This window comes from Affinibrenneria salicis, assembly GCF_008710095.1.
On record NZ_VYKJ01000001.1, the window covers coordinates 634232 to 657641 of the forward strand.

At 56.1% G+C, this 23410-nt stretch carries 23 protein-coding genes, 1 tRNA gene and 1 pseudogene; 9 read left to right on the forward strand and 16 right to left on the reverse strand.

Annotated features, from left to right (window positions below; all coding sequences use genetic code 11):
* Positions 1-298: 298 nt before the first annotated feature.
* From FJU30_RS02800 to FJU30_RS02825, 6 genes are read right to left on the reverse strand one after another with little or no spacing between them, the layout of a single operon-like run.
* Entirely contained in the window at positions 299-1852 is a 1554-nt protein-coding gene (locus FJU30_RS02800) for a (2Fe-2S)-binding protein (RefSeq protein ID WP_191091519.1), read from the reverse strand.
* Complete coding sequence (locus tag FJU30_RS02805) at positions 1852-2157, reverse strand: (2Fe-2S)-binding protein (protein WP_150433750.1); 306 nt, start codon at positions 2155-2157, stop codon at positions 1852-1854. Before FJU30_RS02805 ends, FJU30_RS02800 begins: the two co-directional genes overlap by 1 nt.
* On the reverse strand, positions 2117-3235 hold the full coding sequence (locus tag FJU30_RS02810; RefSeq protein ID WP_150433749.1) for an NAD(P)/FAD-dependent oxidoreductase: 1119 nt from the start codon (positions 3233-3235) through the stop codon (positions 2117-2119). The genes FJU30_RS02805 and FJU30_RS02810 overlap by 41 nt, the downstream gene beginning before the upstream one ends.
* Positions 3236-3263: 28 nt before the next feature.
* Positions 3264-4001, reverse strand: coding sequence for an aspartate/glutamate racemase family protein (locus FJU30_RS02815; RefSeq protein WP_150433748.1), 738 nt, complete (start codon positions 3999-4001; stop codon positions 3264-3266).
* A gap of 48 nt (positions 4002-4049) precedes the next feature.
* Entirely contained in the window at positions 4050-5282 is a 1233-nt protein-coding gene (locus tag FJU30_RS02820) for a MalY/PatB family protein (RefSeq protein WP_191091518.1), read from the reverse strand.
* Position 5283: 1 nt separating this feature from the next.
* The gene (locus FJU30_RS02825; protein WP_150433746.1) at positions 5284-5883 is read right to left on the reverse strand and encodes a peroxidase-related enzyme; all 600 of its coding nucleotides are present in this window, start codon (positions 5881-5883) and stop codon (positions 5284-5286) included.
* 211 nt (positions 5884-6094) lie between these two features.
* Between FJU30_RS02825 and FJU30_RS02830 the strand changes: the two genes are divergently transcribed.
* Positions 6095-6799, forward strand: coding sequence for a GntR family transcriptional regulator (locus FJU30_RS02830; RefSeq protein WP_150433745.1), 705 nt, complete (start codon positions 6095-6097; stop codon positions 6797-6799).
* 25 nt (positions 6800-6824) lie between these two features.
* Here the strand turns inward: FJU30_RS02830 and FJU30_RS02835 are convergent, their stop codons facing one another.
* The gene (locus tag FJU30_RS02835; RefSeq protein WP_150433744.1) at positions 6825-8438 is read right to left on the reverse strand and encodes an ABC transporter substrate-binding protein; all 1614 of its coding nucleotides are present in this window, start codon (positions 8436-8438) and stop codon (positions 6825-6827) included.
* Positions 8439-8726: 288 nt separating this feature from the next.
* Here FJU30_RS02835 and FJU30_RS02840 point away from each other — a divergent pair.
* Positions 8727-9221: pseudogene (locus FJU30_RS02840) on the forward strand (IS256 family transposase); the annotation flags it as partial.
* Between the two features lie 904 nt (positions 9222-10125).
* On the opposite strand, the gene FJU30_RS02845 reads toward FJU30_RS02840, so the two are convergent.
* Both FJU30_RS02845 and FJU30_RS02850 read right to left on the reverse strand, forming a co-directional pair.
* Positions 10126-10491, reverse strand: coding sequence for a hypothetical protein (locus FJU30_RS02845; protein ID WP_150433743.1), 366 nt, complete (start codon positions 10489-10491; stop codon positions 10126-10128).
* 197 nt (positions 10492-10688) lie between these two features.
* Positions 10689-10764: transfer RNA gene (locus FJU30_RS02850), tRNA-Ile, on the reverse strand.
* Positions 10765-10905: 141 nt separating this feature from the next.
* Here FJU30_RS02850 and mug point away from each other — a divergent pair.
* The gene (gene mug, locus FJU30_RS02855) at positions 10906-11412 is read left to right on the forward strand and encodes a G/U mismatch-specific DNA glycosylase (protein WP_150433742.1); all 507 of its coding nucleotides are present in this window, start codon (positions 10906-10908) and stop codon (positions 11410-11412) included.
* 52 nt (positions 11413-11464) lie between these two features.
* On the opposite strand, the gene rpoD is transcribed toward mug, so the two are convergent.
* The 3 genes from rpoD to rpsU all read right to left on the reverse strand — a co-directional run bounded on the left by rpoD (position 11465) and on the right by rpsU (position 15537).
* A complete protein-coding gene (gene rpoD, locus FJU30_RS02860; RefSeq protein ID WP_150433741.1) occupies positions 11465-13297 on the reverse strand; it encodes an RNA polymerase sigma factor RpoD in 1833 nt (610 codons plus the stop codon).
* Between the two features lie 153 nt (positions 13298-13450).
* A complete protein-coding gene (gene dnaG / locus FJU30_RS02865; protein ID WP_150433740.1) occupies positions 13451-15199 on the reverse strand; it encodes a DNA primase in 1749 nt (582 codons plus the stop codon).
* Between the two features lie 122 nt (positions 15200-15321).
* Entirely contained in the window at positions 15322-15537 is a 216-nt protein-coding gene (gene rpsU, locus FJU30_RS02870; protein WP_001144069.1) for a 30S ribosomal protein S21, read from the reverse strand.
* Between the two features lie 260 nt (positions 15538-15797).
* Between rpsU and tsaD the strand changes: the two genes are divergently transcribed.
* Complete coding sequence (tsaD, locus tag FJU30_RS02875; protein ID WP_150433739.1) at positions 15798-16811, forward strand: tRNA (adenosine(37)-N6)-threonylcarbamoyltransferase complex transferase subunit TsaD; 1014 nt, start codon at positions 15798-15800, stop codon at positions 16809-16811.
* Between the two features lie 115 nt (positions 16812-16926).
* Here the strand turns inward: tsaD and argR are convergent, their stop codons facing one another.
* Positions 16927-17397 carry a transcriptional regulator ArgR gene (gene argR / locus FJU30_RS02880; protein ID WP_150433738.1) on the reverse strand — a complete coding sequence of 157 codons (471 nt, stop codon included), beginning with the start codon at positions 17395-17397 and terminating at the stop codon, positions 16927-16929.
* 466 nt (positions 17398-17863) lie between these two features.
* On the opposite strand from argR, the gene mdh reads away from it, so the two are divergent.
* Positions 17864-18802 carry a malate dehydrogenase gene (gene mdh / locus FJU30_RS02885; RefSeq protein ID WP_150433737.1) on the forward strand — a complete coding sequence of 313 codons (939 nt, stop codon included), beginning with the start codon at positions 17864-17866 and terminating at the stop codon, positions 18800-18802.
* A gap of 60 nt (positions 18803-18862) precedes the next feature.
* Here mdh and FJU30_RS02890 read toward each other — a convergent pair whose 3' ends face one another.
* Positions 18863-19126, reverse strand: a complete 264-nt coding sequence (locus tag FJU30_RS02890) for a helix-turn-helix domain-containing protein (RefSeq protein ID WP_150433736.1) — start codon at positions 19124-19126, stop codon at positions 18863-18865.
* Between the two features lie 235 nt (positions 19127-19361).
* Complete coding sequence (locus FJU30_RS02895; protein WP_150433735.1) at positions 19362-19580, reverse strand: hypothetical protein; 219 nt, start codon at positions 19578-19580, stop codon at positions 19362-19364.
* Between the two features lie 374 nt (positions 19581-19954).
* Between FJU30_RS02895 and FJU30_RS02900 the strand changes: the two genes are divergently transcribed.
* Positions 19955-20335: a DNA-binding protein gene (locus FJU30_RS02900; protein ID WP_150433734.1), complete on the forward strand. Its 381-nt coding sequence runs from the start codon at positions 19955-19957 to the stop codon at positions 20333-20335.
* A gap of 28 nt (positions 20336-20363) precedes the next feature.
* Here the strand turns inward: FJU30_RS02900 and ispB are convergent, their stop codons facing one another.
* Positions 20364-21335 (reverse strand): octaprenyl diphosphate synthase, encoded by a 972-nt coding sequence (ispB, locus tag FJU30_RS02905; protein WP_150433733.1) that lies wholly within the window; start codon positions 21333-21335, stop codon positions 20364-20366.
* A 274-nt stretch (positions 21336-21609) separates the two neighbouring features.
* Here ispB and rplU point away from each other — a divergent pair, with 274 nt between their 5' ends.
* The 3 genes from rplU (at position 21610) to FJU30_RS02920 (ending at position 23255) form a co-directional block, all read left to right on the forward strand.
* Complete coding sequence (gene rplU, locus FJU30_RS02910) at positions 21610-21921, forward strand: 50S ribosomal protein L21 (RefSeq protein WP_150433732.1); 312 nt, start codon at positions 21610-21612, stop codon at positions 21919-21921.
* A gap of 19 nt (positions 21922-21940) precedes the next feature.
* Entirely contained in the window at positions 21941-22198 is a 258-nt protein-coding gene (gene rpmA, locus FJU30_RS02915; protein WP_150433731.1) for a 50S ribosomal protein L27, read from the forward strand.
* Positions 22199-22286: 88 nt separating this feature from the next.
* On the forward strand, positions 22287-23255 hold the full coding sequence (locus FJU30_RS02920) for a DMT family transporter (RefSeq protein ID WP_150433730.1): 969 nt from the start codon (positions 22287-22289) through the stop codon (positions 23253-23255).
* The last annotated feature ends 155 nt before the right edge of the window (positions 23256-23410 follow it).

Below are 23410 nucleotides of genomic sequence, written 5' to 3' on the forward strand. Positions count from 1 at the left end.
AAAAATCGGCCCCTGGCTATTCGCCGCTCGGCGGCGCTGATTGGTCAGGCGCTAAATCGGCGGTATTCCCGGGAGGGGCTGCAGGCAAACAGGTCTGGCGCGACGGCCCGGTAAGACTGCCGCTTACCGGGCCGTCGCGCCGTCGTGCCAGACCCGGCGCGGTTTTTCATTTCTTCTCCGGGTTCCATTTGCGCCGGCGGCAAAGGCGAGCCTGGCGACGTTTTCCCCAGGCGCGCCATACGACGCGGCGCCGGGTCGGTAACGATTCTCCAGCTCTCCGATGACGAGAAAACGCGACTTATGACCCCCCCGCTTTTTCGACGGGATTACCTTCAGTCTGAGATGACGTGGCGTCGTCATAACTGGCGGCAATAGCGCCAAGCGTGATCGGCTTTAACGGGAAACGCGCATGAAAATAGCCGGCGTCGCTTATCGGTTGCCGCCGGGTTAATGCCAGTATGCTGGCGGCCATGGCGCCGCATATCCTCCCCTGGCAGGCGCCCATGCCGCAGCGGGTGAACACTTTTAACTGATTCACGCCGGCGCATCCTGCACGCGCCGCCGCCCGGATGTCACCGACGCTGACCTGTTCGCAACGGCACAGGATCACGTCGTCGGCGGGCTCGTCGACGACGCAGGGCGGCGGATACAGCGCCGACAGAAAAGGCCGGATAGCCGCATGGCGCGCCAGTTCGCGCCGTAACGCCGCCGTACGGGACAGAATAACGGCCGATGCGGGCGGGTCAATATCGGGTCGATCTGGCGGTAACTGCGCAATCCGCGAGGAGTATGCCTGTGTGGCGGCGGGAGGCGCGGCCCGTCTGATGCCGGCTGCGCGTATTATCCCCAGGACCGCCAGCCGTCCGCTGGCTGGCGCCGCGCCCGCGCCGATAATGCCGGCGGCATCGCCGGCAACAAAGACTCCCGGTCGGCTGGTTTGCTGCCATTCGTCCAGTTCAGGCAGCCAGTACTGATGTTGTTCATCGAAGCGGAGCCGGCAGCCCAGCGCGGCGGCCAGTTGGGTAGCCGGGATAACGCCGGCATGGCTGAAAACCGCGCCGGTTGCCAGCCGCCGGCGCCGCCCTTTGTGCTCAAATTCCACCGCTTCCACCTGCTGCTCGCCGGCGATAGTCAGGGCGCTCGCGCCGGTGAAGCAGGGGATGCCCGCCTGGCGGATATCCCATAGCAGCCGGCTTCCTTTAAGCAGGTATCCCGGCGTATGGCGCGCGCTGGCGGCCAGGAAACGCAGGGCGCGCAGGTAGTGGCGGGGCGTGGTGGTCTCGACGATGGCCTGGATACGTCCGCCGGCGCGGATAACCTGGGCGGCGAACAGCAGCAGCAGCGGCCCGTTGCCGAGCAACACGCTGTCCTGCGGCGGCAACAGTCCGGCGGATTTCATCAGCAGTTGCGCCGCGCCGACGGTCATGGCGCCGGGCAAAGTCCAGCCCGGCAGCGGCAAGGGCCTCTCCAGCGCGCCGACGCACAGCAGGATAAAACGGGCCTGCACCTGACGCAGACCATCTCCGGCGCGCGATGACGCGCCCTGGCCATTATTCTGCGTCAGCAGGTAAACCACGTTTTCCGGCGTCACCTGCCACACCTGCGTAGCAGGCAAATAAAGAAGACGATCGGTGGGTAGCCGGTCGGCCAGGGGGCGGCCCATCAGGTAATCAGAGCCGAAAACGGCGGCGGGATCGTCAAGCGGCGAGGCGGTAACATTGCGGTAAATCTGGCCGCCGGGCAGCGGATTCTCATCCACCAGCCCTACCGACAGGCCGGCGTCCGCCGCTTCACGCGCTGCGGCCAGCCCGGCGGGGCCGGCGCCGACGATCAATACATCGACGGTCGTCATCAAACGTCCCCCCGGGGGATGGGAACGTCGATGCGCATCCCTTCTCTGGCTTGCGTCATGCAGGCCTGCCGGCCTGGCGTGCCGTCGATACGCACCTGGCACTGAAAACATGCGCCCATCATGCACCATGGACCGCGGGGCCGCCCGTTAATAGCCGAGAGGCCGAAGGCGCCGACGCCGTGCGCCAGCAGCGCGGCGGCCACGCTCCAGCCGGCACGGGCTTCCAGCGGCTCGCCGTTGACCCAAATGATAATCGGTTGCCCCTTAGTCGACGTCAGGGGTCTGAACTGCAAATCGTTGGGCATTAAATACCTCTAACAGGGGATTCTGTCCGTCGCCGGCAATCCAGTCCGCAACCAGCGTGCTGTGCAGCGGGGCGAGCGTCACGCCGCTGTGGCAGGTGACGGCGAAGGCGCCGGGATGGCTGACGGACGCGCCATATACCGGCAAGCCGTCCGGCGTCATGATCCGCAGCGCTCCCCATGCGCGCACCACGCGGACATGGCTGAGTAACGGGAATACCGACAGGGCTCGTCGGGCAATCCGGCTTAATATTTCCGGCCGGGTGTCGGTGTTCAGACCCACTCGCTCCTGAGAATCGCCGATCAGCACGCTGCCTTCCCCGGTCTGCCGCACCAGGCTGGTGGGATAAGGCAGAAAGGCCGGGAGTCGTTCTGTCACCAAAATCTGGCCGCGCACCGGCTCGATCGGAATTGACAGCCCGACCTGCGCGCCGAGCCGGGTATTTTCCAGACCGGAGGCCAGTATCACCCGACCGGCGAGGTCAACGCCCCGTTCGGTGTGCAGGATAAAATCCTGTCCCGCACGTCCGATCTCTCGCACCGGCGTGGCGGGGAGATAGACTCCCCCCGCCAGTTGGAAGGCTTTGATCAGCGCGCGCAGGGTATTCAGCGGGTTGGCGTGACCGTCGTGCGGCGAATAAATCGCTCCGGCCACGCCGTCTGCTATCGCCGGCACCTGCCGACGCAGACGTGCTGCAGGCCATATTTGATAATCAAGGCGGCGGTTTTGTCGGTAAATAGTCTCCATTCGCTCCCGGGCCGCCTCCAGCGCCGCGCCGTCCAGGCAAATATTAATGCCGCCGGGGCGGCGAAACTCGCAGTCGATACCGGTTTCTCGCAGCAAGGCATCCGCAAACGCCTGCCAGCGCTCGCTGGACAGTCGCGACAGTTCGCTGTACTGCGGGCAGTGTTCACCTTTGCCCTGTACCCAGGCGAGACCGAAATTACCGCGAGAGGCGCGAAAATCATTGTCGCCGCCGTCATAAAGGGTGACCGTCAGACCGCGCCGCCGCAGTCCATAGGCGATCGCCAGGCCAACGATGCCGCCGCCGATGACGGCGAAATCTTCCGTTGCGCTCATCCGCTATGCTCCCGCTTCGCGGCCGTGATCATAGGTTCCATGTTTTGCCGCCGTCGTAGCGCCTGGGCCGGAGCGCGGCGTGAAAACCATTGACCAGCGTCACGGTATCAAATACCGGAAAACCAAACCGACCATAGAGCGAGGCGCTGAAAGGGGCGATATTCGTGCATTCGAGCAGCAGTGCTCCCGTCGCGGGGAAGCGGCGCAACGCCTGTTCCGCGGCGGCCAGCACATCGGATTCCAATACCTGCCAGGGAATACTGTCGTCGCCGTTACTGATGGAGCGCACAAATTCCGAGTCGGGATCGATGCCGGCGACGGCCGCATCGACCGGGATGCCTACTTTTTGCAGGTAATCCCCTTTCAGGGTGGTTTCGTCGAAGGTCAGGATCAGCGGCCTGCGACCTCCCGGCAGCAGGCGTTGCACCAGCGAATATTGCAACAGACTGCTGGTGACGATGGGCACCGGCGACCAGGCGGCCAGCTCCTGCTGGTAATAAGAGAGATAACCGCAGCTGGTGGTCAGTCCGTCGACGCCCTCATCGATCAGGGACTGAGCCGCGCGTTTAAACGGCTCCAGCAAATTGTGCTGTTGCAGATGGCCCATGCGCTGAGGGATGGCGTCTTCCACTACCCGGTAGCGCACCGGGAATGACCAGGTATCGGGATTGCCGATATCCCCCTGGTAACGGCGAAAATGCGTTTTCACCATCAGCACGCCCAGCGTGGCCTGATTGTCGCGGTACGGATGCTTAATCTCTGTCATGGCCTGCTCTTATTAAACTTATGCATCGGGAGTTCCTGGCGCGCCGGGCTATGAGCGATCTGAATCGATCAGCCGCCCGAGCACCTGCGCCAGTATGTTTTCCGAGGTGGCGAAATTGAGCCGTACCCGTTGTTCGCCGCCCTGGATGAAGGCCTCGCCTGCATTCAACGCCAGCGAGGCCCGCTGCCGATACCACTCTCCGGCCGGCGCGGGCAAGGCGAGCTCGCTGAGATCGAGCCAGGCGAAATAGGTGGCCTCGGGCGTCCGGATCCTGGCCTGGGGTAAGCGTTCGTGCAGGGCGGCCAGGGTTTGTGCGCGCCGATCGTAAAGATAATGGCGCAGATCGCCGAGCCACTCTTCGCCGTCATCCCAGGCGGCGACGGTGGCGTCAATGCCAATGCCCGCGGGATAGCCCAGAAGGCGGGCGGGTAATCGCCGGGTGAATCGACGCTTCAGCTCAGGCGTGCCGAAATACATCACGCCGCAGCGCAGACCGGGAATATTGAAACTTTTACTGGCTGAATTGAGCGTCACGGTTCTGGCCGCCAGCGATGAACGCACGGTGGCGAACGGGATATGGCGTCTGTCCGGATATATCAGGTCGGCGTGGATCTCGTCGGCGATCACCAGCAGATCGTGCGCTTCGACGAAATCCGCCAGCTTTTCCAGTTCGTCGCGGCGCAAGACCCGGCCGGTGGGATTATGAGGGTTGCACAGGATCAGGATACGCGTGTTGGCGTCCAGCTGGCGTTCAGCATGTTCAAAATCGATAGCGAAACCGCTGCCGTCATCCACCAGCGCGCTGGTGCGCAGCCTGCGGCCGGTATCGTCGATGGCCTGGTAGAACGGCGGGTAGCAGGGCGTTTGCAGCAAGACGCCCTCTCCCGGTTCGCTGAACGCCATGATAGCCAGATAGATGGCCTGCACCAGCTCATTCACCGCCAGCACATTATTCGGGTCGGTTTCCCAGTCGAATGCCCGCAGCGTATAACGACTGAACGCGCGCGCCAGTCCGATCTCGGCCCGATCGCGCTGGCGATATGGGTAGCCCGCCTCCCGAGCCTGCGCCCACCAGCGCAATACATCAGCAATGGCCGGCGCCAGGTCGTAATCCATCTCGGCTACCCAGGCCGGTAAAATTTCCGGTGGGTAAAACTGCCATTTCATGGTCTGGCGCTGGCGCAGCGTCTCGGGCGACAATAAGAAATTGGCGGCGAAACGTCCGGCGCGCAGCGCATGTTGCCGGTCGTCCGGCTCATGTGGCGGTGCTGTTCGCGGCATATTAACGCGCCTCTCCGTAGGCTTCGGCATTAGGCCGGATACCCAGCGCGCTGTTCAGGCGGTTGCTGTAATTAAAATAAGCGGCAATGGCGGCGGCTTCCAGAATGGCCGGTTCGCTTAGCCCGGCCTGGCGCAGCGTTGCTAAATCCGTTGAGTCGATATCCTGCGGGGCGCGGGTGATTTTCCATGCGTAATCGGCCAGCGCCCGTTCACGCCCGGTTAACGGTGCGTGACGATAGTTGACTTCCAGCAACCCGACCCACAGCGGATCGCCGCTTAGCTGGCGCAGGGTGGCGGTATGGGCAAAAATACAAGGCGCGCATCGGTTCTCCACGCTGACCACCACGGCGATCAGTTCCCGTTCCCGGGGGCTGAGTCCGCTCGTTTCGGGCTGATTGAGCGCGCGGCTCAGCGCATCCTGGGCAATCAGCACCGGCGGATTATGCGCCAGCACCAGCTGTATATTGCGACGATGACCGACTTTGGCTGCCGTACGAGTGATTATTTCATCCACTTCTCCTGTCGGAACGAAAGAATCCAGCTGTAGCCAGGAGAGTGCGGCGGCAGAGGGAATTGCCGATGTCGATGTGATGTCTGTCATAATAAACGCCTGTATATCATTAAGTTAATGAAATATCGCAAACAAATTATGTTTCAGCTAACTTAACAAATATATAATCTATATAGTATAAACTTTATCAGGTAACCATTTGCATCTGCCGCATATAGCGCATCGCCGCCAGTCCGCGGCGAACAGGCGGCCTGGCTCTTTCTGCGGCGCTGGCCGATGACACTTTTTAATTGAGGACGCTATGGAAATAATGGACGACGCCCACCCGCACGGTGAACCGACTCTGCCCGCCGTTACGATGGACCGCCGGCCGCTGACCGATCAGGTGGCGGAGTATGTGAGAGATTTAATTATTCAGGACGTTCTGAAACCGGGAGAGCCGATCAATGTCCAGGCCATCTGTGAAACCCTGCAGATCTCCCAGACGCCGCTGCGCGAGGCGCTGAAAATGCTGGCGGCGCAACGGCTGGTGGAAATGCAGCCCAATAAGCGGGTATTGGTGGCGTCGCTGAATACGGCGGAAATTGAACAAATGCTGGTGGTGTATACCGAAATGGAAAAACTGGCTGGCAGGCTGGCGGCGCAATCGGCTACCGCGCTGGATATCCGGGCGTTGCAAAAACAGGAAAAGGCCCTGATGGCGGCGTTTAACGCCGGCGAATCCCTGCGCTATTTTCATGCCAACCAGGAATTTCATCTGGCGCTGGTGCGGGCATCCCATAACGATACGCTGGTGGAGATGCATGGCAACCTCAACGCTCGTCTCTACCATACCCGGTTTAAGGGCAATCAGCGCAACAACCGGCAGGGACACTGGCAGGCGGTGGCGCAGGAACACGCGCTTATCCTGCAGGCGATTATCGACAAAGACGGCGACCTTTGCGCCGCCTTGCTGTCACGTCATCTTAACGGCGCCCGTTTTTTTCTGCGTGAAAAGGCCGAATAACCGCCCCTTCACGCATTGACGTCATTCAGGGCGCAGGATCAAGCCATACTGATGAGAGGTTGCCTTCCAGCCCGTCGGCGGTGGGGGAATGGTCGTGAACCCGCGGGTTGGCGATGGTAATAAACTGCGGCGAAACCAGATTTATATCCGGCAGCTCGCGCTGAATAATGCTCTGAAACTCATTAAATAGCGCGATTCGTTTGTCCGGGTCATTTTCGGTTTGCGCGGCTTCCAGCAGTTGATCCACTTTATCGTTATGGTAGTGGGACAGGTTGGTGAATGGCACTCCGATGCGGAAGTTTTTCGACCAGTAAAGACGCTGCACCCCAACGGTGGGATCGTACAGGTTGGCATATTGATCGCTGACCAGAGAAAAGTCGCGGTCGGTAAATACCCGTTTGGCATAGGTGGCGATATCCTGCGATCGCAGGGTGACGGCAATGCCGACCTTAGCCAGTGCCGAGCGGATAAACTCGGCATTACGCCTGAACGTGTCGTCAAAGGTACTGTAATCAAGGGTTACGCGAAAGCGCGTGCCGTCAGCGCCGCGCGGATAGTTAGCTTCATCCAGCAGCCGGTTGGCGGCGGCCACGTCATAAGGATAAGGGGAGGGCGCGGTGCTGTGAAACGTTTTCAGCCCCGGGGCGACGGGGGTAGCGGTCGCCGTACCGTAGCCGAAATAGACCACCCGCAGCAGCGCGTCGCGATCGATGGCATGGGCCACCGCCTGACGCACTTTCAGGTTGCTGAAATGGGGATCGTCGAGATTGAAGTGCAGCGACGCCACGCTATAAGAGTAATTATTTCCCCTGGTATCGAATACCAGGTTGGTTTTTTCTTTCAGCCGGTTCAGGTCGCTCAGCGCTACCGGCGTACGATAGCCAATATCGGCCTGACCGGTTTCCAGCGCCAGCGAACGCACCACAAAATCCGTGGAAAATTTCACAACAAGCTGATCGATATAGGGTTTCGGTTTGTCCCAATAATTAGGGTTGCGTTTGAAAATCACGTGGCTGCCGCGTACCCATTCGCTGAAAATATAGGGTCCCGTGCCGATCGGGGCATTGCCGTTGGGGTTTTTCAGCGCGTCGGTTCCCTCATAGATATGCCTGGCAACGATCGGCGTCTCGCCCGCGGCGAAAGCCCGCAATAAATACGGTGCCGGATGAGACAGCTCCAATACCGCGGTCAGCGGGTCGGGGGTCTTTATCTGTATCACGTTGGCGAAGGTGCTGCTGGCGCGCGGATGGACTTTTTTCAGCAATTCAATGGACCAGGCAACGTCGGCGGAGGTGAAATCCTGTCCGTCATGCCACTTCACTCCGGGGCGCAGATGAAAAGTATAGGTTTTACCGTCCGGACTGATCTCCCACGACGTCGCCAACTGGGGCAGCGGATTAAGATTGTAATCGTAGGTAAGTAGCCCCTCGCTAACTTTGCTGCTTACGGCTATTACCGGCTGGGCGACAGTCGCCAGGGATACCAGGGTGGAGGGCTCGCTCGGCAGGATAAACGTCAGCGTACCGCCGGTATGGGGCGGTATCGTATCGGCCCTGGTGTTGGCGTTCAGCGCCAGCAGACTCAGAAAAGCCACGAAAAGAGGGCATCCGCGGCGGGAGACCTGCATTAACCATGACATAAAAACATTCCCCTTATAGTTATCAGCTAACGGGGCCGTGGGTGACGCCCATGACCATCAACGTCACGCTAACAAATATATACTTTATATAATATAAACTTTAAATAATAAGGATTCTCAGATAATGCAAATGCCGGCAGGGAAAATTTGCGCCAACAGGAAGACGTTATGCCTCTGGTTAAATCTTCTGACTACTCGATGAAAACGCGGTTATTCAGAATGACAAAATCACTAATGATTATTTTTTTCAGTTTGTTAGGTTGATATTACGGCGCATGCCGTCAAAAGATCACTTTGAGACTGGACGGAACGGATGTGTCGCCCGCCCTGATTTCAAAGGTCACGGACGCGGTGATGGAACAGGTTGCTGAATGGCGGAATCGGCCGCTGGATAGTCTTTATCCCATTGTTTATCCTGACTGTATTGTCCTTAAGGTCCGCCAGGACAGCCGCGTCATCAACAAATCCGTGTTCCTGGCCCTGGGCATCAATATCGAAGGTCAGAAATCGCTGCCGGGTATGTGGCTGGCGGAAAATGAAGGGGCGAAGTTCTGGCTGAATGTACTGACGGAGCCGAAAAACAGAGGCCTGAACGACATTCCAGTCGCCTGCGTTGACGGTCTGAAAGGCTTGCCTGACGCCATCAACGTGGTCTGCCCGGAGACGCGTATCCAGCTGTGCATCGTGCATATGGTTCGCAACAGCCTGCGATTCGTGTCCTGGAAGGATTACAGAGCCGTCACCCGTGACCTGAAGGCGGTTTACGGGGCAGCGATGGAAGATGAGCCAGCAGTATTTTGATATCGCCTGTCGCCGGCTTGAGTATTTTCTGAATAGCCCGGAGAGTGTTTCTGATAGACGGGGCCAGTCACTGTAGCTGGCAGAGAGGTGATGCAGACCGGACTCCGCATATCTTTTTATTTATCAGAAAGGAAAGCCCGCAAGGGCTTTATTCTGGTTTTTCAGGCAAAGTTTTTATTATCAGATAGCCGGCGACAACAGAAGGACTGATATAAATAAGCCGCGCTGTCCATGTGTCGAAAAAATACAAAACAGGAACCAAAACCCAGTGAGTATATTATGAAGCCCTCAAGTAATATAAATATTACTTTTCTCTTATTTCCTGATTTTTCAGGATGCTTGTCCATTAGTTTCTTTCTCGACTAAATTCAATGTCTGATTAAAGGCCGGCATTCCCTGTGTCATCTTCACGTGAAGCGCTTCCTCGAAGGATTCTTATGCCGGCTTTGCCAGAAAATAAAGGAAATAATAATCAAATGGCGAAAGAAAATAATAAACCTCCGGGTTGTCCCTTTTGAGTCATCTGGAAGGATAAAGTCTTCGTTCTCTTATGCCACCCAATTTCACGTGGGCGAAAGCGCCTGGTGGAAAATCGAGAAAAATGAAACCGATGGATTTACACTTGCCATCCCCCACAAAAATGTCGGCCGGAATAAAGCCGCGCCGTCACTGAATTTGGGGGGAAAGTGTCAAGTGTGGGATGTCTCGATTTGTTACGGTTTTTCCCGAGCAAGCGAAAAAGTGTTAATGGCGATATACAGACCTATACAGGTTTTTCGCAGGCTGATTCGCACTTTTTACCCCTAAATTTTCATAAGATAAAACGCGAAGTTGCCTGTAAGGTGTCAACGCTATTCAGTTCGGGGTACATAGCGTTGACGTACTGCTATTTTTGCTCCTGTTTCGCTTCTTCCCAAACGCCCTCAAGATTCCAAAGGCACTCTGCCCCTATAGGTTCATCCAGTAGCGCGAGTCGGGTATTGGCATAGTACGTATCAGCCCCTTTACCGGGTTTCACAACTTTCAATACACAAACAATATCAGTACCGCGCATTTCAGGATATGTTCCGGAATCCAGTATGCGCAACGCGGATAACACGCCTTTGGTATTAACCGGGAGGGCTGTAGACAACGCATCCTCCAGTTGATCGGCTTGTTGGCGGTTAGCCTTTGATGCAAGGGTTGGCACAACAGCCAACCAGTCCTTTTCGCCTGCTGCAACTTTTCGGGCGATATACTGCCAATCAGCCACTGAGAGGTGGCCTTTGATAACTGACTCAGGCGTGGGCGCTGCAAATACCACAAGGGGCAGCATTAGAAGGGCTATAAGCAAGCTTTGTCTATAAGTCCAGTGTGCCGTATTAATTTCCTTATGCGGTTTTTCGTGCTTCCCGGCTATCAGCGCAATAAAAAAGAGCCAGCGTTTTCACGCAAGCCCTTGATAAATTCTGGTGGCCCCTGTTGGGTTTGAACCAACGACCAATCGATTATGAGTCGACTGCTCTAACCACTGAGCTAAGGGGCCGCGCGGGCGTGATTATACGGCAATCTCCGGCGGCAGGTCTACTGTTGTTCCGCCATGTGCTTGTTTTCTGTTCACAATAGTCTGTTGTAATCATTGGCGGATTTTGCGATAACCGCATAAAAGGCAATAACGGAACGCAGTATGATTAACGATATTCTGGCCGACAATCTGGACGTGGTGTTTTGCGGCATCAACCCGGGGCTATCGTCCGCCGCGCAGGGCTACCATTTCGCCAATCCGAGCAATCGTTTCTGGAAGGCGATCTATCAGGCCGGGTTTACCGGTCGTTTGTTGTCGCCGCAGGAAGAGCTGCTGCTGCTGACTTATCGCTGCGGCATTACGGCGCTGGTGGCGCGGGCGACCGTGGGCGCGGCGGAGTTGCGTGCGGATGAACTGCGTCAGGGCGGCGCCGATTTAACGGCCAAAATAGCGCGTTATCAGCCCGCCGCGCTGGCCGTGCTCGGCAAGCAGGCGTTCAGTCAGGCGTTTGGCGTCAGGAAGGTGGCATGGGGTCGCCAGGCGACGACCATCGGCAGAACCCGGCTCTGGGTGTTGCCCAACCCCAGCGGGCTGAACCGCGCCACGCTGGAGGCGCTGAGCGCGAGTTATCGGGAGTTGTACGACGCGCTGAATACCGATAAAAAATAACCCCCGCCGGAGGCGGGGGTTATGATGAGAGCGACCGTGCGGCGGCTACGGATTAATCATCCAGGAAGCTGCGCAGTACTTCGGAACGGCTCGGGTGGCGCAGTTTACGCAGCGCTTTCGCTTCGATCTGACGGATACGTTCACGCGTTACGTCAAACTGCTTGCCCACCTCTTCCAGCGTGTGGTCGGTGTTCATATCGATACCGAAGCGCATACGCAGCACTTTGGCCTCACGCGCCGTCAGGCCGGCCAGCACATCGTGCGTGGCGGAGCGCAGGCTTTCCGACGTGGCGGAATCCAGCGGCAGTTCCAGCGTGGTGTCCTCAATAAAATCGCCCAGATGCGAATCTTCATCGTCGCCGATCGGGGTTTCCATCGAGATCGGCTCTTTGGCGATTTTCAGCACCTTGCGGATCTTATCTTCCGGCATCAGCATCCGCTCGGCCAGCTCTTCCGGCGACGGTTCACGCCCCATTTCCTGCAGCATCTGGCGTGAAATACGATTGAGTTTATTAATCGTTTCAATCATATGCACAGGAATACGGATAGTACGGGCCTGGTCGGCGATAGAGCGCGTAATGGCCTGACGGATCCACCAGGTGGCGTAGGTGGAGAATTTATAGCCGCGGCGATATTCAAATTTATCAACGGCTTTCATCAGACCGATATTGCCTTCCTGGATCAGATCGAGGAATTGCAGACCGCGGTTGGTGTATTTTTTGGCGATGGAGATAACCAGACGCAGGTTCGCCTCTACCATCTCTTTTTTCGCCCGGCGCGCTTTCGCTTCGCCAATCGACATACGGCGGTTGATGTCTTTGACCTGTTCAATGGTCAGACCGGTTTCTTCCTCAATCTGATGCAGTTTCTGCAGGCCGCGATGCACTTCTTCGGCAACGTCGTTCAGTTTCTCAGACCAGGGCTTGCCCAGAGAAATGGCGGCGTTGAACCAGCTGTCGTTGGTTTCATTGCCGGCGAACAGATTGACGAAGTTTTTCTTCGGCATTTTGCACTGTTCCACGCACAGCTTCATGATCAGACGTTCCTGAGTGCGCACGCGATCCATCATTGAGCGCATGCTGTTGACCAGGAAGTCGAACTGTTTCGGCACCAGACGGAATTGTTTAAACACGTCTGACAGCTTCTGGATTTCGTCCATCGCCAGCGCGTGGCTGCGTCCGTTGGCCTTGATTACCTGGCGGGTTGTTTCGTATTGTTCACGCAGATCGGAAAACTTCTGACGGGCCAGTTCCGGATCGATGCTGTTATCATCATCGGCATCGTCGTCGTCGTCATCGTCGTCGTCTTCGTCGTCGATCTCTTCGCTGGGCAGTTCCGAGCCCACATGGGTAGCGGTCGGCGCGATATCTTCTTCCGCGTTCGGATCGACAAAACCGGTAATCAGATCGGACAGGCGGCTTTCGCCCGCCTCGACGCGATCGTACTGTTCAAGCAGATAGGTTATCGCTTCCGGGTATTCGGCCACGGAACACTGGACCTGGTTGATACCGTCTTCGATACGTTTGGCAATATCAATTTCGCCTTCACGGGTCAACAGTTCGACGGTACCCATTTCGCGCATATACATGCGCACCGGGTCGGTGGTGCGACCGATCTCGGATTCAACGCTGGACAGAACCTGAGCCGCGGCTTCTACCGCATCTTCGTCGGCATTATTTTCTGCCAGCATGAGATCATCGGCATCAGGTGCTTCTTCCATCACCTGGATGCCCATGTCATTAATCATCTGGATGATGTCTTCGATCTGATCGGAGTCGATGATATCTTCCGGCAGATGGTCATTGACCTCAGCATAGGTCAGGTAGCCTTGCTCCTTACCATGGGTGACAAGTAGCTTAAGCTGTGACTGCGGGTTTTGCTCCATAAGACGGTATCCACACTTCAGAGTATATGGGTTGGTGTTGGTCGGCGATAATTGCCAACAATAACATTTGGGGCTTTCACTTATCGCCGCGGCCCCTGCTGCGGCATTGGTGGGGCGCTTTCCCACTCTTTATCGGCAATTAAGCCTCGGAAATCATTTCTTTTTTGCCAGGACCTGATTCAGGGCATTCACTTCCGCTCGTTCTTCCGGCGTCAGGCCCTGAGTACGCGCCTGGGCTATGAGTGTTTCAAGCCGCTGTTCCAGAATCTGGTCGTACAGACTGGCCAGCGTATCGACAAATGTCTCTTCTATCTTTTCCTCTACGATCATGTGGTTCCATGTCGCCAGAGTTTCAAGCTGATGGCTTAATTTATTATCTCTGTACTGTTCCAGCAGTTGCCCCGTGGTCAATCCCGGCTGCGCCTGACAGGTTTTCACCAGCTCGATAAACAGCGGCAGACCGGCGGTTTTCGATGAAGTAAGCCCCTCCAGCGCCGGCACCTGTGCGGCCAACTGAGGATTTTGCACCAGCAGTCCTATTAGTATACGCATGGTTGTGCGTTTTAGCCGGGGGGCCTGGTAGGGTTGCGCATTTTCCGCCTGTCTGGGAAGCAGACGATCCAACTGACTGTCTTCCAGAATACCCAGTTTGTTGCCCAGTTGCTGGCGCAAATAAAGCCGCAGCGTTTCGCCCGGTATCTGACCAATCAACGGCAACGCCAGAGTACTAAGCTTGGTGCGCCCTTCCGGCGAGCTCATGTCCACCTGCTGCTGCAGGGTTTCGAACAGAAACACCGACAGCGCCTGCGCCTGCTCCATTCGCTGTTCAAAGGCCTCCCGGCCTTCTTTGCGCACCAGCGTATCGGGGTCCTCGCCGTCAGGCAGAAACATAAACCGCAACTGACGCCCGTCGTTCAGCCATGGCAGCGCGGTTTCCAGCGCTCGCCATGCCGCTTCGCGCCCGGCCCGGTCGCCGTCGTAGCAACACACCACGTTATCGGTGGCGCGGAACAACAGCTGAATATGTTCGGCGGTGGTGGAGGTTCCCAGCGACGCAACGGCATAGTCGATGCCAAACTGCGCCAGCGCCACCACATCCATATAGCCTTCAACAACCAGCAGACGCGCCAGTTCCGGATGGTTTTGCTGCGCCTCGTAAAGGCCATACAGCTGGCGGCCTTTATGAAAAATTTCCGTTTCGGGCGAGTTCAGGTATTTGGGCACCCCGTCGCCCAGCACCCGGCCGCCAAAGGCGATCACGCGGCCGCGTTTATCCCGAATAGGGAACATAACGCGATCGCGAAAGCGGTCGTACATTCTGCCCTGATCGTTAGTCACCAGCATGCCGGCATCGTTCAGTGTGCTTTTGTCGTCCGGGTGCTGACCAAAACGTTTTAATACGTTGTCCCAGCCGGCCGGCGCAAAACCGATGGCGAAATGGTTGATGACTTCGGCGCTCAACCCGCGCTGCTCAAGATACTGACGCGCCGCGGAGCCGCCCGACTGGCGCAACGACTGCTGGTAAAACGCACTGAGCTTATCCATTAACTGGTACAGACTCTGGCGCTGATGGCGTTCCAGCGGCGTCGGGCCTGTGCCGGTTTCATACGGTACTTCCAGACCGTGCATCGTCGCCAGTTCTTCAATGCTTTCGACGAATTCGAGTCGGTCGTAATTCATCAAAAAATCAATGGCGTTACCGTGTGCGCCACAGCCGAAGCAGTGGTAGAACTGTTTATCGCCGTTTACGGTGAAAGAGGGGGTTTTCTCGTGATGGAACGGACAACAGGCGTGATAATTCTTGCCTTGCTTTTTCAGCTTTACCCGCGCGTCGATCAGGTCGATGATGTCGGTTCGAGCCAGCAAGTCATTGATAAATACGCGTGGAATTCGTCCAGCCATAAGCCCCTGAATGTTAGCTTATAAACGACAGCAAGCCGCGCTTCCTTTCGGAAAGCACGGCCTTCGTATGCAACTGCTAAGTCTGCGGATTAATCACGCGATGGAGGTCACCCTCCAGAAAATTAATACAGACGAGTGCGGCGTGCGTTTTCGCGAGCCAGTTTCTTCGCGTGACGTTTCACGGCAGAAGCTTTTGCGCGTTTGCGTTCAGTCGTCGGTTTTTCATAGAACTCGCGACGACGGACTTCTGCTAAAACTCCTGCTTTTTCGCAGGAACGTTTGAAACGACGCAGAGCTACGTCGAACGGCTCGTTTTCACGTACTTTAATTACCGGCATGTGCCTCTCACCTCAGTAAATTCGGTTTGTCGCTGGCGTTGTGCCAGCCATTTTCAAAATGGTGCGGAATTCTACTGCATCAGGACAGTACTTGTAAAGTGCCCGGGCGAACATAAAACCTCCGGCCCCGGCCAGAGCCGATCCTTGCGCTTTATGCTACACTGCGCGCTGGCAGGCGGGCGGGCAAGTATAGCATGTTCCCGGCGAACCCGGGCTATGCGCCGCGCCGCCGAACATAAGACAGGAAAACAGGAATTGCAATGCGTGTTCTGGGGATTGAAACCTCGTGCGATGAAACCGGGGTGGCCGTGTATGACGATCGGGCCGGTCTGCTCGCCAATCAGTTATATAGCCAGGTGAAACTGCACGCCGACTATGGCGGCGTGGTGCCCGAACTGGCTTCACGCGATCACGTGCGCAAAACGGTGCCGCTGATCCAGGCCGCCCTGCGCGAGGCGGATTTAACCCCCGGCGATATCGACGGCGTGGCCTATACCGCCGGCCCCGGGCTGGTCGGCGCTCTGCTGGTCGGCGCAACGGTCGGCAGGGCGCTGGCGTTTGCCTGGAACGTGCCGGCCATACCGGTTCATCATATGGAAGGGCACCTGCTGGCGCCGATGCTGGAAGATAATCCGCCGCCGTTTCCTTTTGTCGCGCTGCTGGTGTCCGGCGGCCACACCCAACTGATTAGCGTTACCGGCGTCGGTCAGTATCAACTGCTGGGCGAATCCATTGATGACGCCGCCGGCGAAGCGTTCGATAAAACCGCCAAATTGCTCGGGCTGGATTATCCCGGCGGTCCGCTGTTGTCGAAAATGGCGCAGCAGGGGAAGCCAGGGCGCTTTACTTTTCCGCGCCCGATGACAGACCGGCCGGGGCTGGATTTCAGTTTCTCCGGTCTGAAGACCTTCGCGGCCAATACCATTCGCAACAGCGGCGACGACGATCAGACCCGGGCGGATATCGCCAGAGCCTTCGAAGATGCGGTAGTGGATACGCTGGCGATTAAATGCCGCCGGGCGCTGGATCAGACCGGTTTTCGTCGGCTGGTGATGGCCGGTGGGGTGAGCGCCAACCGTGCGCTGCGTCAGCGACTGCAGACCGTAATGGAACAGCGCGGCGGGGAGGTGTTTTATGCCCGACCGGCGTTCTGCACCGATAATGGCGCGATGATTGCCTATGCCGGTATGGTACGCCTGAGTCACGGCAGTAAAGACGATCTTGCGGTCAGCGTGCGTCCGCGCTGGCCGCTGGCGGAGTTACCTGCGCTGTGACGGCGGCGCCTGCCGGGGGGGTTAAGGCCGTGGGGCGGCGCGTCCGTTGGCTTGCCGTCCCCTGGCATCGGTGGGAAAAAAGAACGGCGCCGCGTAAATCGGCGGTCGACGAGACTTACAGTTCCTGCTCGAACAGGGCCAGTATAGTGTCGTACAGTTGTTTTACGCTGAATTCCTTCGCCGGGGTGGTGAAGATGGTGTCGTCCCCGGCAATGGTGCCTAAAATCCCCTCCGCTTTACCCAGCGAGTCCAGCAGGCGCGCGATGAGCTGCGCCGCTCCCGGTGTGGTATGGATCACTACGACTGAATCGTTGTAGTCCACATCCAATACCAGGTTTTTCAGCGGACTGGTGGCGGTCGGTACGCCCAGTTCGGCAGGCAGGCAGTAGACCATTTCCATTTTAGCGTTGCGCGTGCGCACGGCGCCAAATTTAGTCAGCATACGGGAAACCTTGGACTGGTTGATATTCTCGAACCCTTCGTCCTGCAATGCCTGCACAATTTCACTTTGAGAGCTGAACTTTTCTTCTTTTAACAGTGCTTTGAACGCTTTGATCAGATCATCTTGTTTTGTGGAATTACGCATACGGCCACCCGTTATTTTTAGCTTTATCGAGCGTGCCATTATGCAGATGGATGCATTTTTATTCAATATCAATGCGTATAAATTGAGAAACAAAACGGAAATGATGCGGCGTCATCAACATTGGGCCGAATTTTATCGCGAAGCCGCCGCAGCGGAAAATGTGCGTATCAGCTCACATAAATGTAATTAAAATGTTATCAAACTGGCCTTGGCACGCACGCGTCAACCGCTGTGATGTAGAAAATTACGCCAGAATGCGCCTGGTTTGTGCACACATCACATAACTTTAATTACCTTTCAAATAATTGGCACGTTTTCATTTATTATTAAGGGCATAAGCTGTTTTTTTAGTGTCCGATATCGCAAGCTCAGGGCAAGAAAATTGTCTTTATCTTTGTCCTGATATTAAATCCTAATCAGATGAATTCACGGCACTTCTTCACTTTATGATAATAAGGAGTACAGAATGAAAGTTGCAGTTCTTGGCGCCGCGGGCGGTATCGGGCAGGCGCTCGCTCTCCTCCTGAAAACCCAGCTTCCTTCAGGTTCAGAATTATCTCTCTATGACATCGCGCCGGTAACGCCAGGCGTGGCCGTCGATCTGAGCCATATTCCTACTCCCGTTGATATCAAAGGCTTTTGCGGCGAAGATGCCAGGCCTGCGCTGATCGGCGCGGACGTTGTGCTGATTTCTGCCGGCGTGGCGCGTAAGCCCGGCATGGATCGGGCCGATCTGTTTAACGTCAATGCCGGGATTGTCCGTAATCTGGTGGAGCAGATCGCTCATACCTGCCCGCAGGCCTTTATCGGCATCATCACCAACCCGGTCAATACTACCGTGGCGATAGCCGCCGATGTACTGCTCAGGGAAGGCGTTTACGATAAAAACAAGCTGTTTGGCGTGACCACGCTGGACGTTATTCGCTCCAGCACCTTTATCGCCGGGTTAAAAAACAAACAGCCGCAGGATGTGCATGTGCCGGTCATCGGCGGCCATTCGGGCGTGACGATCCTGCCGTTGCTGTCGCAGGTGGAAGGCATCAGCTTTAGCGAACAGGAAGTGGTCGAGCTAACTCGTCGCATTCAGAATGCCGGTACGGAAGTGGTGGAGGCGAAGGCCGGCGGCGGCTCGGCCACGTTGTCGATGGGCGAAGCTGCGGCTCGCTTCGCGCTTTCGCTGGTGCGCGCGCGGCTGGGGGAAAATAATATTGTCGAATATGCCTATGTTGAGGGTGACGGACACTATACCCGCTTCTTCGCTCAACCGGTTCTGCTGGGCCAAAACGGTATTGCGGAGTTTCTGGATATTGGTCCGCTGAGCCGCTATGAACAGGAGTCTCTGGACAGCATGCTGGATGTGCTGAACAAAGATATCGAGTTAGGTGAAGCCTTTGTGAGAAGTTAACCGCCATGGAGCAGGATATATCACGGAAAAGCCGGAGATGGCTTATCTCCGGCTTTCCGGTTAGCTGGGACGTATCAGCTTTTTCCTGTCCAGGAGTTGGTTGGTTTTAGGATCGTAGTAGCGGCTGGGCCAAATTTCAGAAGGATGAATGCCTAGCGCATCGGCAATAAGCCATTCCCCTTTCGGCCAGGGGCGTGACAGCGCGTTGGCCAGGGTTGATGAACTTAGCCCGGCGGCGCGAGACACCGCAGCCAGCGTTGTTCCTTTCTTTCGTAGAGCAGCAATAATATCCGCAGGATGCCAGTCATTGTTCCTTGAGTTCATAAGCCTTCCCTTCTTTCTGTAGGACTAACTTAATTAGCGGTTTAACTAAGATGAACTAGTTAAAAACCTGACTAATGAGAATATATTATTGAGAAACAATATAGCATCAAATTTCCAAATGGTTTTCAATTAATTTCCTGATAAATTTGTTTTTGCTATGAATAGCACTATTAGAATGAATGGCGATGAAAAACGTATGGTCAGCCAGGGAATTGATAGAGAAGAAATTTTTCTTTCAGACGGGCGTGAGCATATATGCGAAGGGACGATGCAAAAATGGAATATCATGACGAAACGGCGCGCGCGACCGGACAAAAATAGATTGGTGCATGTTTGATTCGCGGCGATAAAGGTTCCAGTTTAACGTGGCCGGATAGCCATTCGGTTCGCTATTGGTGCTGATGATTTCATTTAATCGATTGTTATATATTGATTTTATTTCCCCTTGCGCCACGCTTACTCCCCCGATTGTATCCGTCGGCAACGCTGGTTTCGGCCAACATGAATCCGGCAATAATTCAAATGAGAGACGGTGCGGATCTTATTTACCGCCTGGCTCTGCCCTGACGGGGAACGGTATATTTCCATGTTTGATGCTGCTTTATGTAACGCGTTTATCTAACGTGTTTCTTTATATCCTGCCGGTTATCCGCTGTCTTTGTTATTTCAACATGGCGTTTTTTTATTGATTTATCGATACGGCTAACATTGAATCGTTAGCCGTTTAGATAACGATAAGCTATTATATGGAAACTTAAACAGAACGTGTTCATATTTTTCCTGAAAAAAAATGTTTTGAGAAGCACAACAAAACTGGAATGAAAAGGTATGAAAAAGGATAAGCAACAGTCATGGTTTGCTCCCGCTGAGTTGCTCGGCATCGGCGGTTTGCCGAAATCGCCGCAGGGGCTGAATAAGCGGGCGAGGGAAGACGGCTGGGAGAAGCGACGGCGCAAAGGGGTTCAGGGGCGCGGCGTTGAATATGCTTTTGAAAGCCTGCCGGAGCCGGTGAGGCACGCTCTGCTGATGCAGGAACAGGCGTCGCCCGAGTATCGGGTGGAAAAAGAACCGGATCCGCTGGCCGTATGGGTACAGGTTTTTCAGCAGTGTTCGCAACAAGAGCAGGAACAGCTGGTGAACTTCATACTGCGCGAAGGACTGGTGGCGATGCTGGCTCGTCTGGGCCTGGCTCCCGATACGCTGGCATAGCGCGACGGGCGCAGGTCCCTGTCAGGATTCAGAAGTCACGCTGTACGGCAAGGTGAGCGAGCCCTTCCAGCGCAAGGCGGTAGGGGGTTGACGGCAGAATCCGCAGGGCGGCGATGGCTTTATCCGCTTCCTGTTCCGCACGCAGACGGGTATAGCTGAGCGAGCCGCACTGCTGCATCGTTTCCAGCACCGGCTCCAGCAAATGCCGGCCGTTGCCCTGTTCGATGGCCTGGCGGATCTGCGCGCTCTGCTGCGGGGTGCCGTGGTGCATGGCGTGCAGCAGGGGCAGCGTCGGTTTGCCTTCATTGAGATCGTCGCCGGTGTTTTTGCCCAGCGTTTTACCATCGGCGCTGTAATCGAGCAGATCGTCAATCAGCTGAAAAGCGGTGCCCAGATAGCGGCCGTAGTCCTGCAGGGCCTGTTCCTGCTGCGGACTGGCGCCGGCCAGAATCGCCGAGGACTGCGAAGCCGCCTCAAACAGACGCGCGGTTTTGCTGTAAATCACCCGCATGTAACTCTCTTCGCTGATGTTCGGGTCGTTGCAGTTCATCAGTTGCAGGACTTCGCCTTCCGCAATCACGTTGACCGCTTCCGACATCAGGGCCAGCACGCGCAGCGACTGCAGGCTGGTCATCATTTGAAACGCGCGGGTATAAATAAAGTCGCCGACCAGCACGCTGGCCGCATTGCCAAACGCCGCGTTGGCCGTCGCCTTACCCCGCCGCATGTCCGATTCGTCCACCACGTCGTCATGCAGCAGCGTTGCGGTGTGAATAAATTCGATCAGCGCCGCTACGGTGATATGTTTATCGCCCTGGTAAGACAGCGCGCGCGCCGCGAGAACGGCGATCATGGGACGAATGCGCTTACCTCCGCCGCTGATAATATAGTGGCCGAGCTGGTTAATCAGTGCGACATCGGAGTTCAACTGTTCAAGGATAACCCCGTTCACGGCGGTCATATCCTCGCTGGTTAACTCGGTAATTTGTTCTGGATTCATTGTTTTTGTCAGCCAGGTTTTTCTTTTCTTCACAGTGCCACATCGTGTTGCGATTGCTGTTCGTGGCGCTGTATAACGGAAACAGTGTGGCTGATTGTACTTGAAAAATGCCGCAGATAAACGCCAGTTAAGGCGCGTGATTCTTTTTCTTCTCGTTGCTTTATTCTGCACTTGTCATCCGGGGGATTTTTGCGTAGAATTCGCGCCCTATTGTGAATATTTATAGCGCGCTCTGGATAATCATACGTGGAGTGCGCGGAAAGCGGAGTTTTTTATGTACGCGGTTTTCCAAAGTGGTGGTAAACAACACCGAGTCAGCGAAGGTCAAACCATTCGCCTGGAAAAGCTGGACATCGCAACTGGTGAAGCGGTTGAGTTTGACCAGGTTCTGATGGTCGCCAATGGTGAAGATATCAAAATCGGCGTTCCATTCGTCGATGGCGGTAAGATTAAAGCTGAAGTCGTTGCTCATGGTCGTGGCGAGAAAGTTAAGATTGTTAAATTTCGTCGTCGTAAACACTACCGTAAGCAGCAGGGCCATCGTCAGTGGTTCACTGACGTGAAAATTACCGGCATCAGCGCTTAAGTTTTAGGAGAGCGGATTAATGGCACACAAAAAAGCTGGCGGTTCAACTCGTAACGGCCGTGATTCAGAAAGTAAACGTCTGGGCGTGAAACGCTTTGGCGGAGAGGCAGTCCTGGCTGGCAGCATCATTGTTCGTCAGCGCGGAACCAAGTTCCACGCCGGCAGCAACGTAGGCTGCGGGAGAGACCACACTCTGTTTGCTCTGGCTGACGGCAAAGTAAAATTTGAAGTAAAAGGCCCGAAAAACCGTAAATTTATCAGCATCGTCGCTGAATAATTTTCGCGTTTAAGCCAACAGATTTAAGCCCCGCAATTTATTGCGGGGCTTTTTACATTCTGCTTTGGGGAAGGATCAGAGAGGCGAGATGAGCGCGAAACAGCATGCTGGCATAGGCCTTGCCCTGGCGTTGACGACGGCAATATGCTGGGGAGCGTTGCCGATAGCCATGAAGCAGGTTCTGGCCGTCATGGAGCCCTATACCGTCGTCTGGTACCGGTATTTTATCGCAGGTATTGGTCTGACGCTGATTCTCAGCTGGCAGAAGAAACTCCCGCCGCTGAAGCTGTTTCGCCGCCGACGCTGGCTGATTCTGTTGCTGGTGGCTTCCGGCGGGTTGCTGGGCAATTTCATGTTTTTCAGTTCCTCGTTACAGTATCTTAGCCCGACGGCGTCCCAGGTTATCGGCCAGCTTTCCCCGGTGGGAATGATGTTTGCCAGTGTGCTGATTCTTAAAGAAAAAATGCGGGTAACTCAGGTGATTGGCGCGGTTATGCTGATCGTCGGGTTGGTTATGTTTTTTAATGCCAGTCTGATTGAGATTTTTACCCGTCTGACCGAGTACACGCTGGGCGTGCTGCTGGGCGTATGCGCCGCCGCGGTATGGGTGACCTATGGCGTGGCGCAGAAAGTACTGCTGCGCCGTTTAACCTCGCAGCAAATTTTATTCCTGCTTTATGTGCTGTGCATTGTCGCGATTACGCCGCTGTCCCATCCTTCGGTGATTTTCCAGCTCAGCAGCTGGCAGCTGGCCTGCCTGCTGTTCTGCGGGGCGAATACCCTGTTGGGCTATGGTGCGCTGGCCGAGGCGATGGCGCGCTGGCAGGCGGCGCAGGTAAGCGCGATTGTCACGCTTACCCCGCTGTTTACGCTGTTCTTTTCCGATCTTCTGGCGCTGATTTGGCCTGATGTGTTTGTCATGCCCGATCTTAATCTGATCGGCTATATCGGCGCTTTTGTGGTGGTGTCCGGCGCGATGTTTTCCGCTATCGGCCACCGGCTGTGGTGGCGCAAGGCGCCCCGCAAACCGCTGATTCCGCCGGTCGGCCCCGGCTGACGCCCATACGTCCGGCGGCAGCCGCCGCGCGGCGCGGGGTTGCCTATTTTTAATACAGATGCAATCCCAGGGAGAAGCGGGTACAATGCGCTCCCTTGCCTGAGCCGGTTCTGGCGCGTGGCGGTTTTGATGACGAAGGCTGTGACGCTGTCTGT

What these genes read in the sequence shown, in the direction of transcription:
- FJU30_RS02800 (WP_191091519.1), bottom strand. Translation starts at nt 1,852, where the DNA reads ATGACGACCGTCGATGTATTGATCGTCGGCGCCGGCCCCGCCGGGCTG.
- FJU30_RS02805 (WP_150433750.1), bottom strand. Translation starts at nt 2,157, where the DNA reads ATGCCCAACGATTTGCAGTTCAGACCCCTGACGTCGACTAAGGGGCAA.
- FJU30_RS02810 (WP_150433749.1), bottom strand. Translation starts at nt 3,235, where the DNA reads ATGAGCGCAACGGAAGATTTCGCCGTCATCGGCGGCGGCATCGTTGGC.
- FJU30_RS02815 (WP_150433748.1), bottom strand. Translation starts at nt 4,001, where the DNA reads ATGACAGAGATTAAGCATCCGTACCGCGACAATCAGGCCACGCTGGGC.
- FJU30_RS02820 (WP_191091518.1), bottom strand. Translation starts at nt 5,282, where the DNA reads ATGCCGCGAACAGCACCGCCACATGAGCCGGACGACCGGCAACATGCG.
- FJU30_RS02825 (WP_150433746.1), bottom strand. Translation starts at nt 5,883, where the DNA reads ATGACAGACATCACATCGACATCGGCAATTCCCTCTGCCGCCGCACTC.
- FJU30_RS02830 (WP_150433745.1), top strand. Translation starts at nt 6,095, where the DNA reads ATGGAAATAATGGACGACGCCCACCCGCACGGTGAACCGACTCTGCCC.
- FJU30_RS02835 (WP_150433744.1), bottom strand. Translation starts at nt 8,438, where the DNA reads ATGTCATGGTTAATGCAGGTCTCCCGCCGCGGATGCCCTCTTTTCGTG.
- mug (WP_150433742.1), top strand. Translation starts at nt 10,906, where the DNA reads ATGATTAACGATATTCTGGCCGACAATCTGGACGTGGTGTTTTGCGGC.
- rpoD (WP_150433741.1), bottom strand. Translation starts at nt 13,297, where the DNA reads ATGGAGCAAAACCCGCAGTCACAGCTTAAGCTACTTGTCACCCATGGT.
- dnaG (WP_150433740.1), bottom strand. Translation starts at nt 15,199, where the DNA reads ATGGCTGGACGAATTCCACGCGTATTTATCAATGACTTGCTGGCTCGA.
- rpsU (WP_001144069.1), bottom strand. Translation starts at nt 15,537, where the DNA reads ATGCCGGTAATTAAAGTACGTGAAAACGAGCCGTTCGACGTAGCTCTG.
- tsaD (WP_150433739.1), top strand. Translation starts at nt 15,798, where the DNA reads ATGCGTGTTCTGGGGATTGAAACCTCGTGCGATGAAACCGGGGTGGCC.
- argR (WP_150433738.1), bottom strand. Translation starts at nt 17,397, where the DNA reads ATGCGTAATTCCACAAAACAAGATGATCTGATCAAAGCGTTCAAAGCA.
- mdh (WP_150433737.1), top strand. Translation starts at nt 17,864, where the DNA reads ATGAAAGTTGCAGTTCTTGGCGCCGCGGGCGGTATCGGGCAGGCGCTC.
- FJU30_RS02890 (WP_150433736.1), bottom strand. Translation starts at nt 19,126, where the DNA reads ATGAACTCAAGGAACAATGACTGGCATCCTGCGGATATTATTGCTGCT.
- FJU30_RS02900 (WP_150433734.1), top strand. Translation starts at nt 19,955, where the DNA reads ATGAAAAAGGATAAGCAACAGTCATGGTTTGCTCCCGCTGAGTTGCTC.
- ispB (WP_150433733.1), bottom strand. Translation starts at nt 21,335, where the DNA reads ATGAATCCAGAACAAATTACCGAGTTAACCAGCGAGGATATGACCGCC.
- rplU (WP_150433732.1), top strand. Translation starts at nt 21,610, where the DNA reads ATGTACGCGGTTTTCCAAAGTGGTGGTAAACAACACCGAGTCAGCGAA.
- rpmA (WP_150433731.1), top strand. Translation starts at nt 21,941, where the DNA reads ATGGCACACAAAAAAGCTGGCGGTTCAACTCGTAACGGCCGTGATTCA.
- FJU30_RS02920 (WP_150433730.1), top strand. Translation starts at nt 22,287, where the DNA reads ATGAGCGCGAAACAGCATGCTGGCATAGGCCTTGCCCTGGCGTTGACG.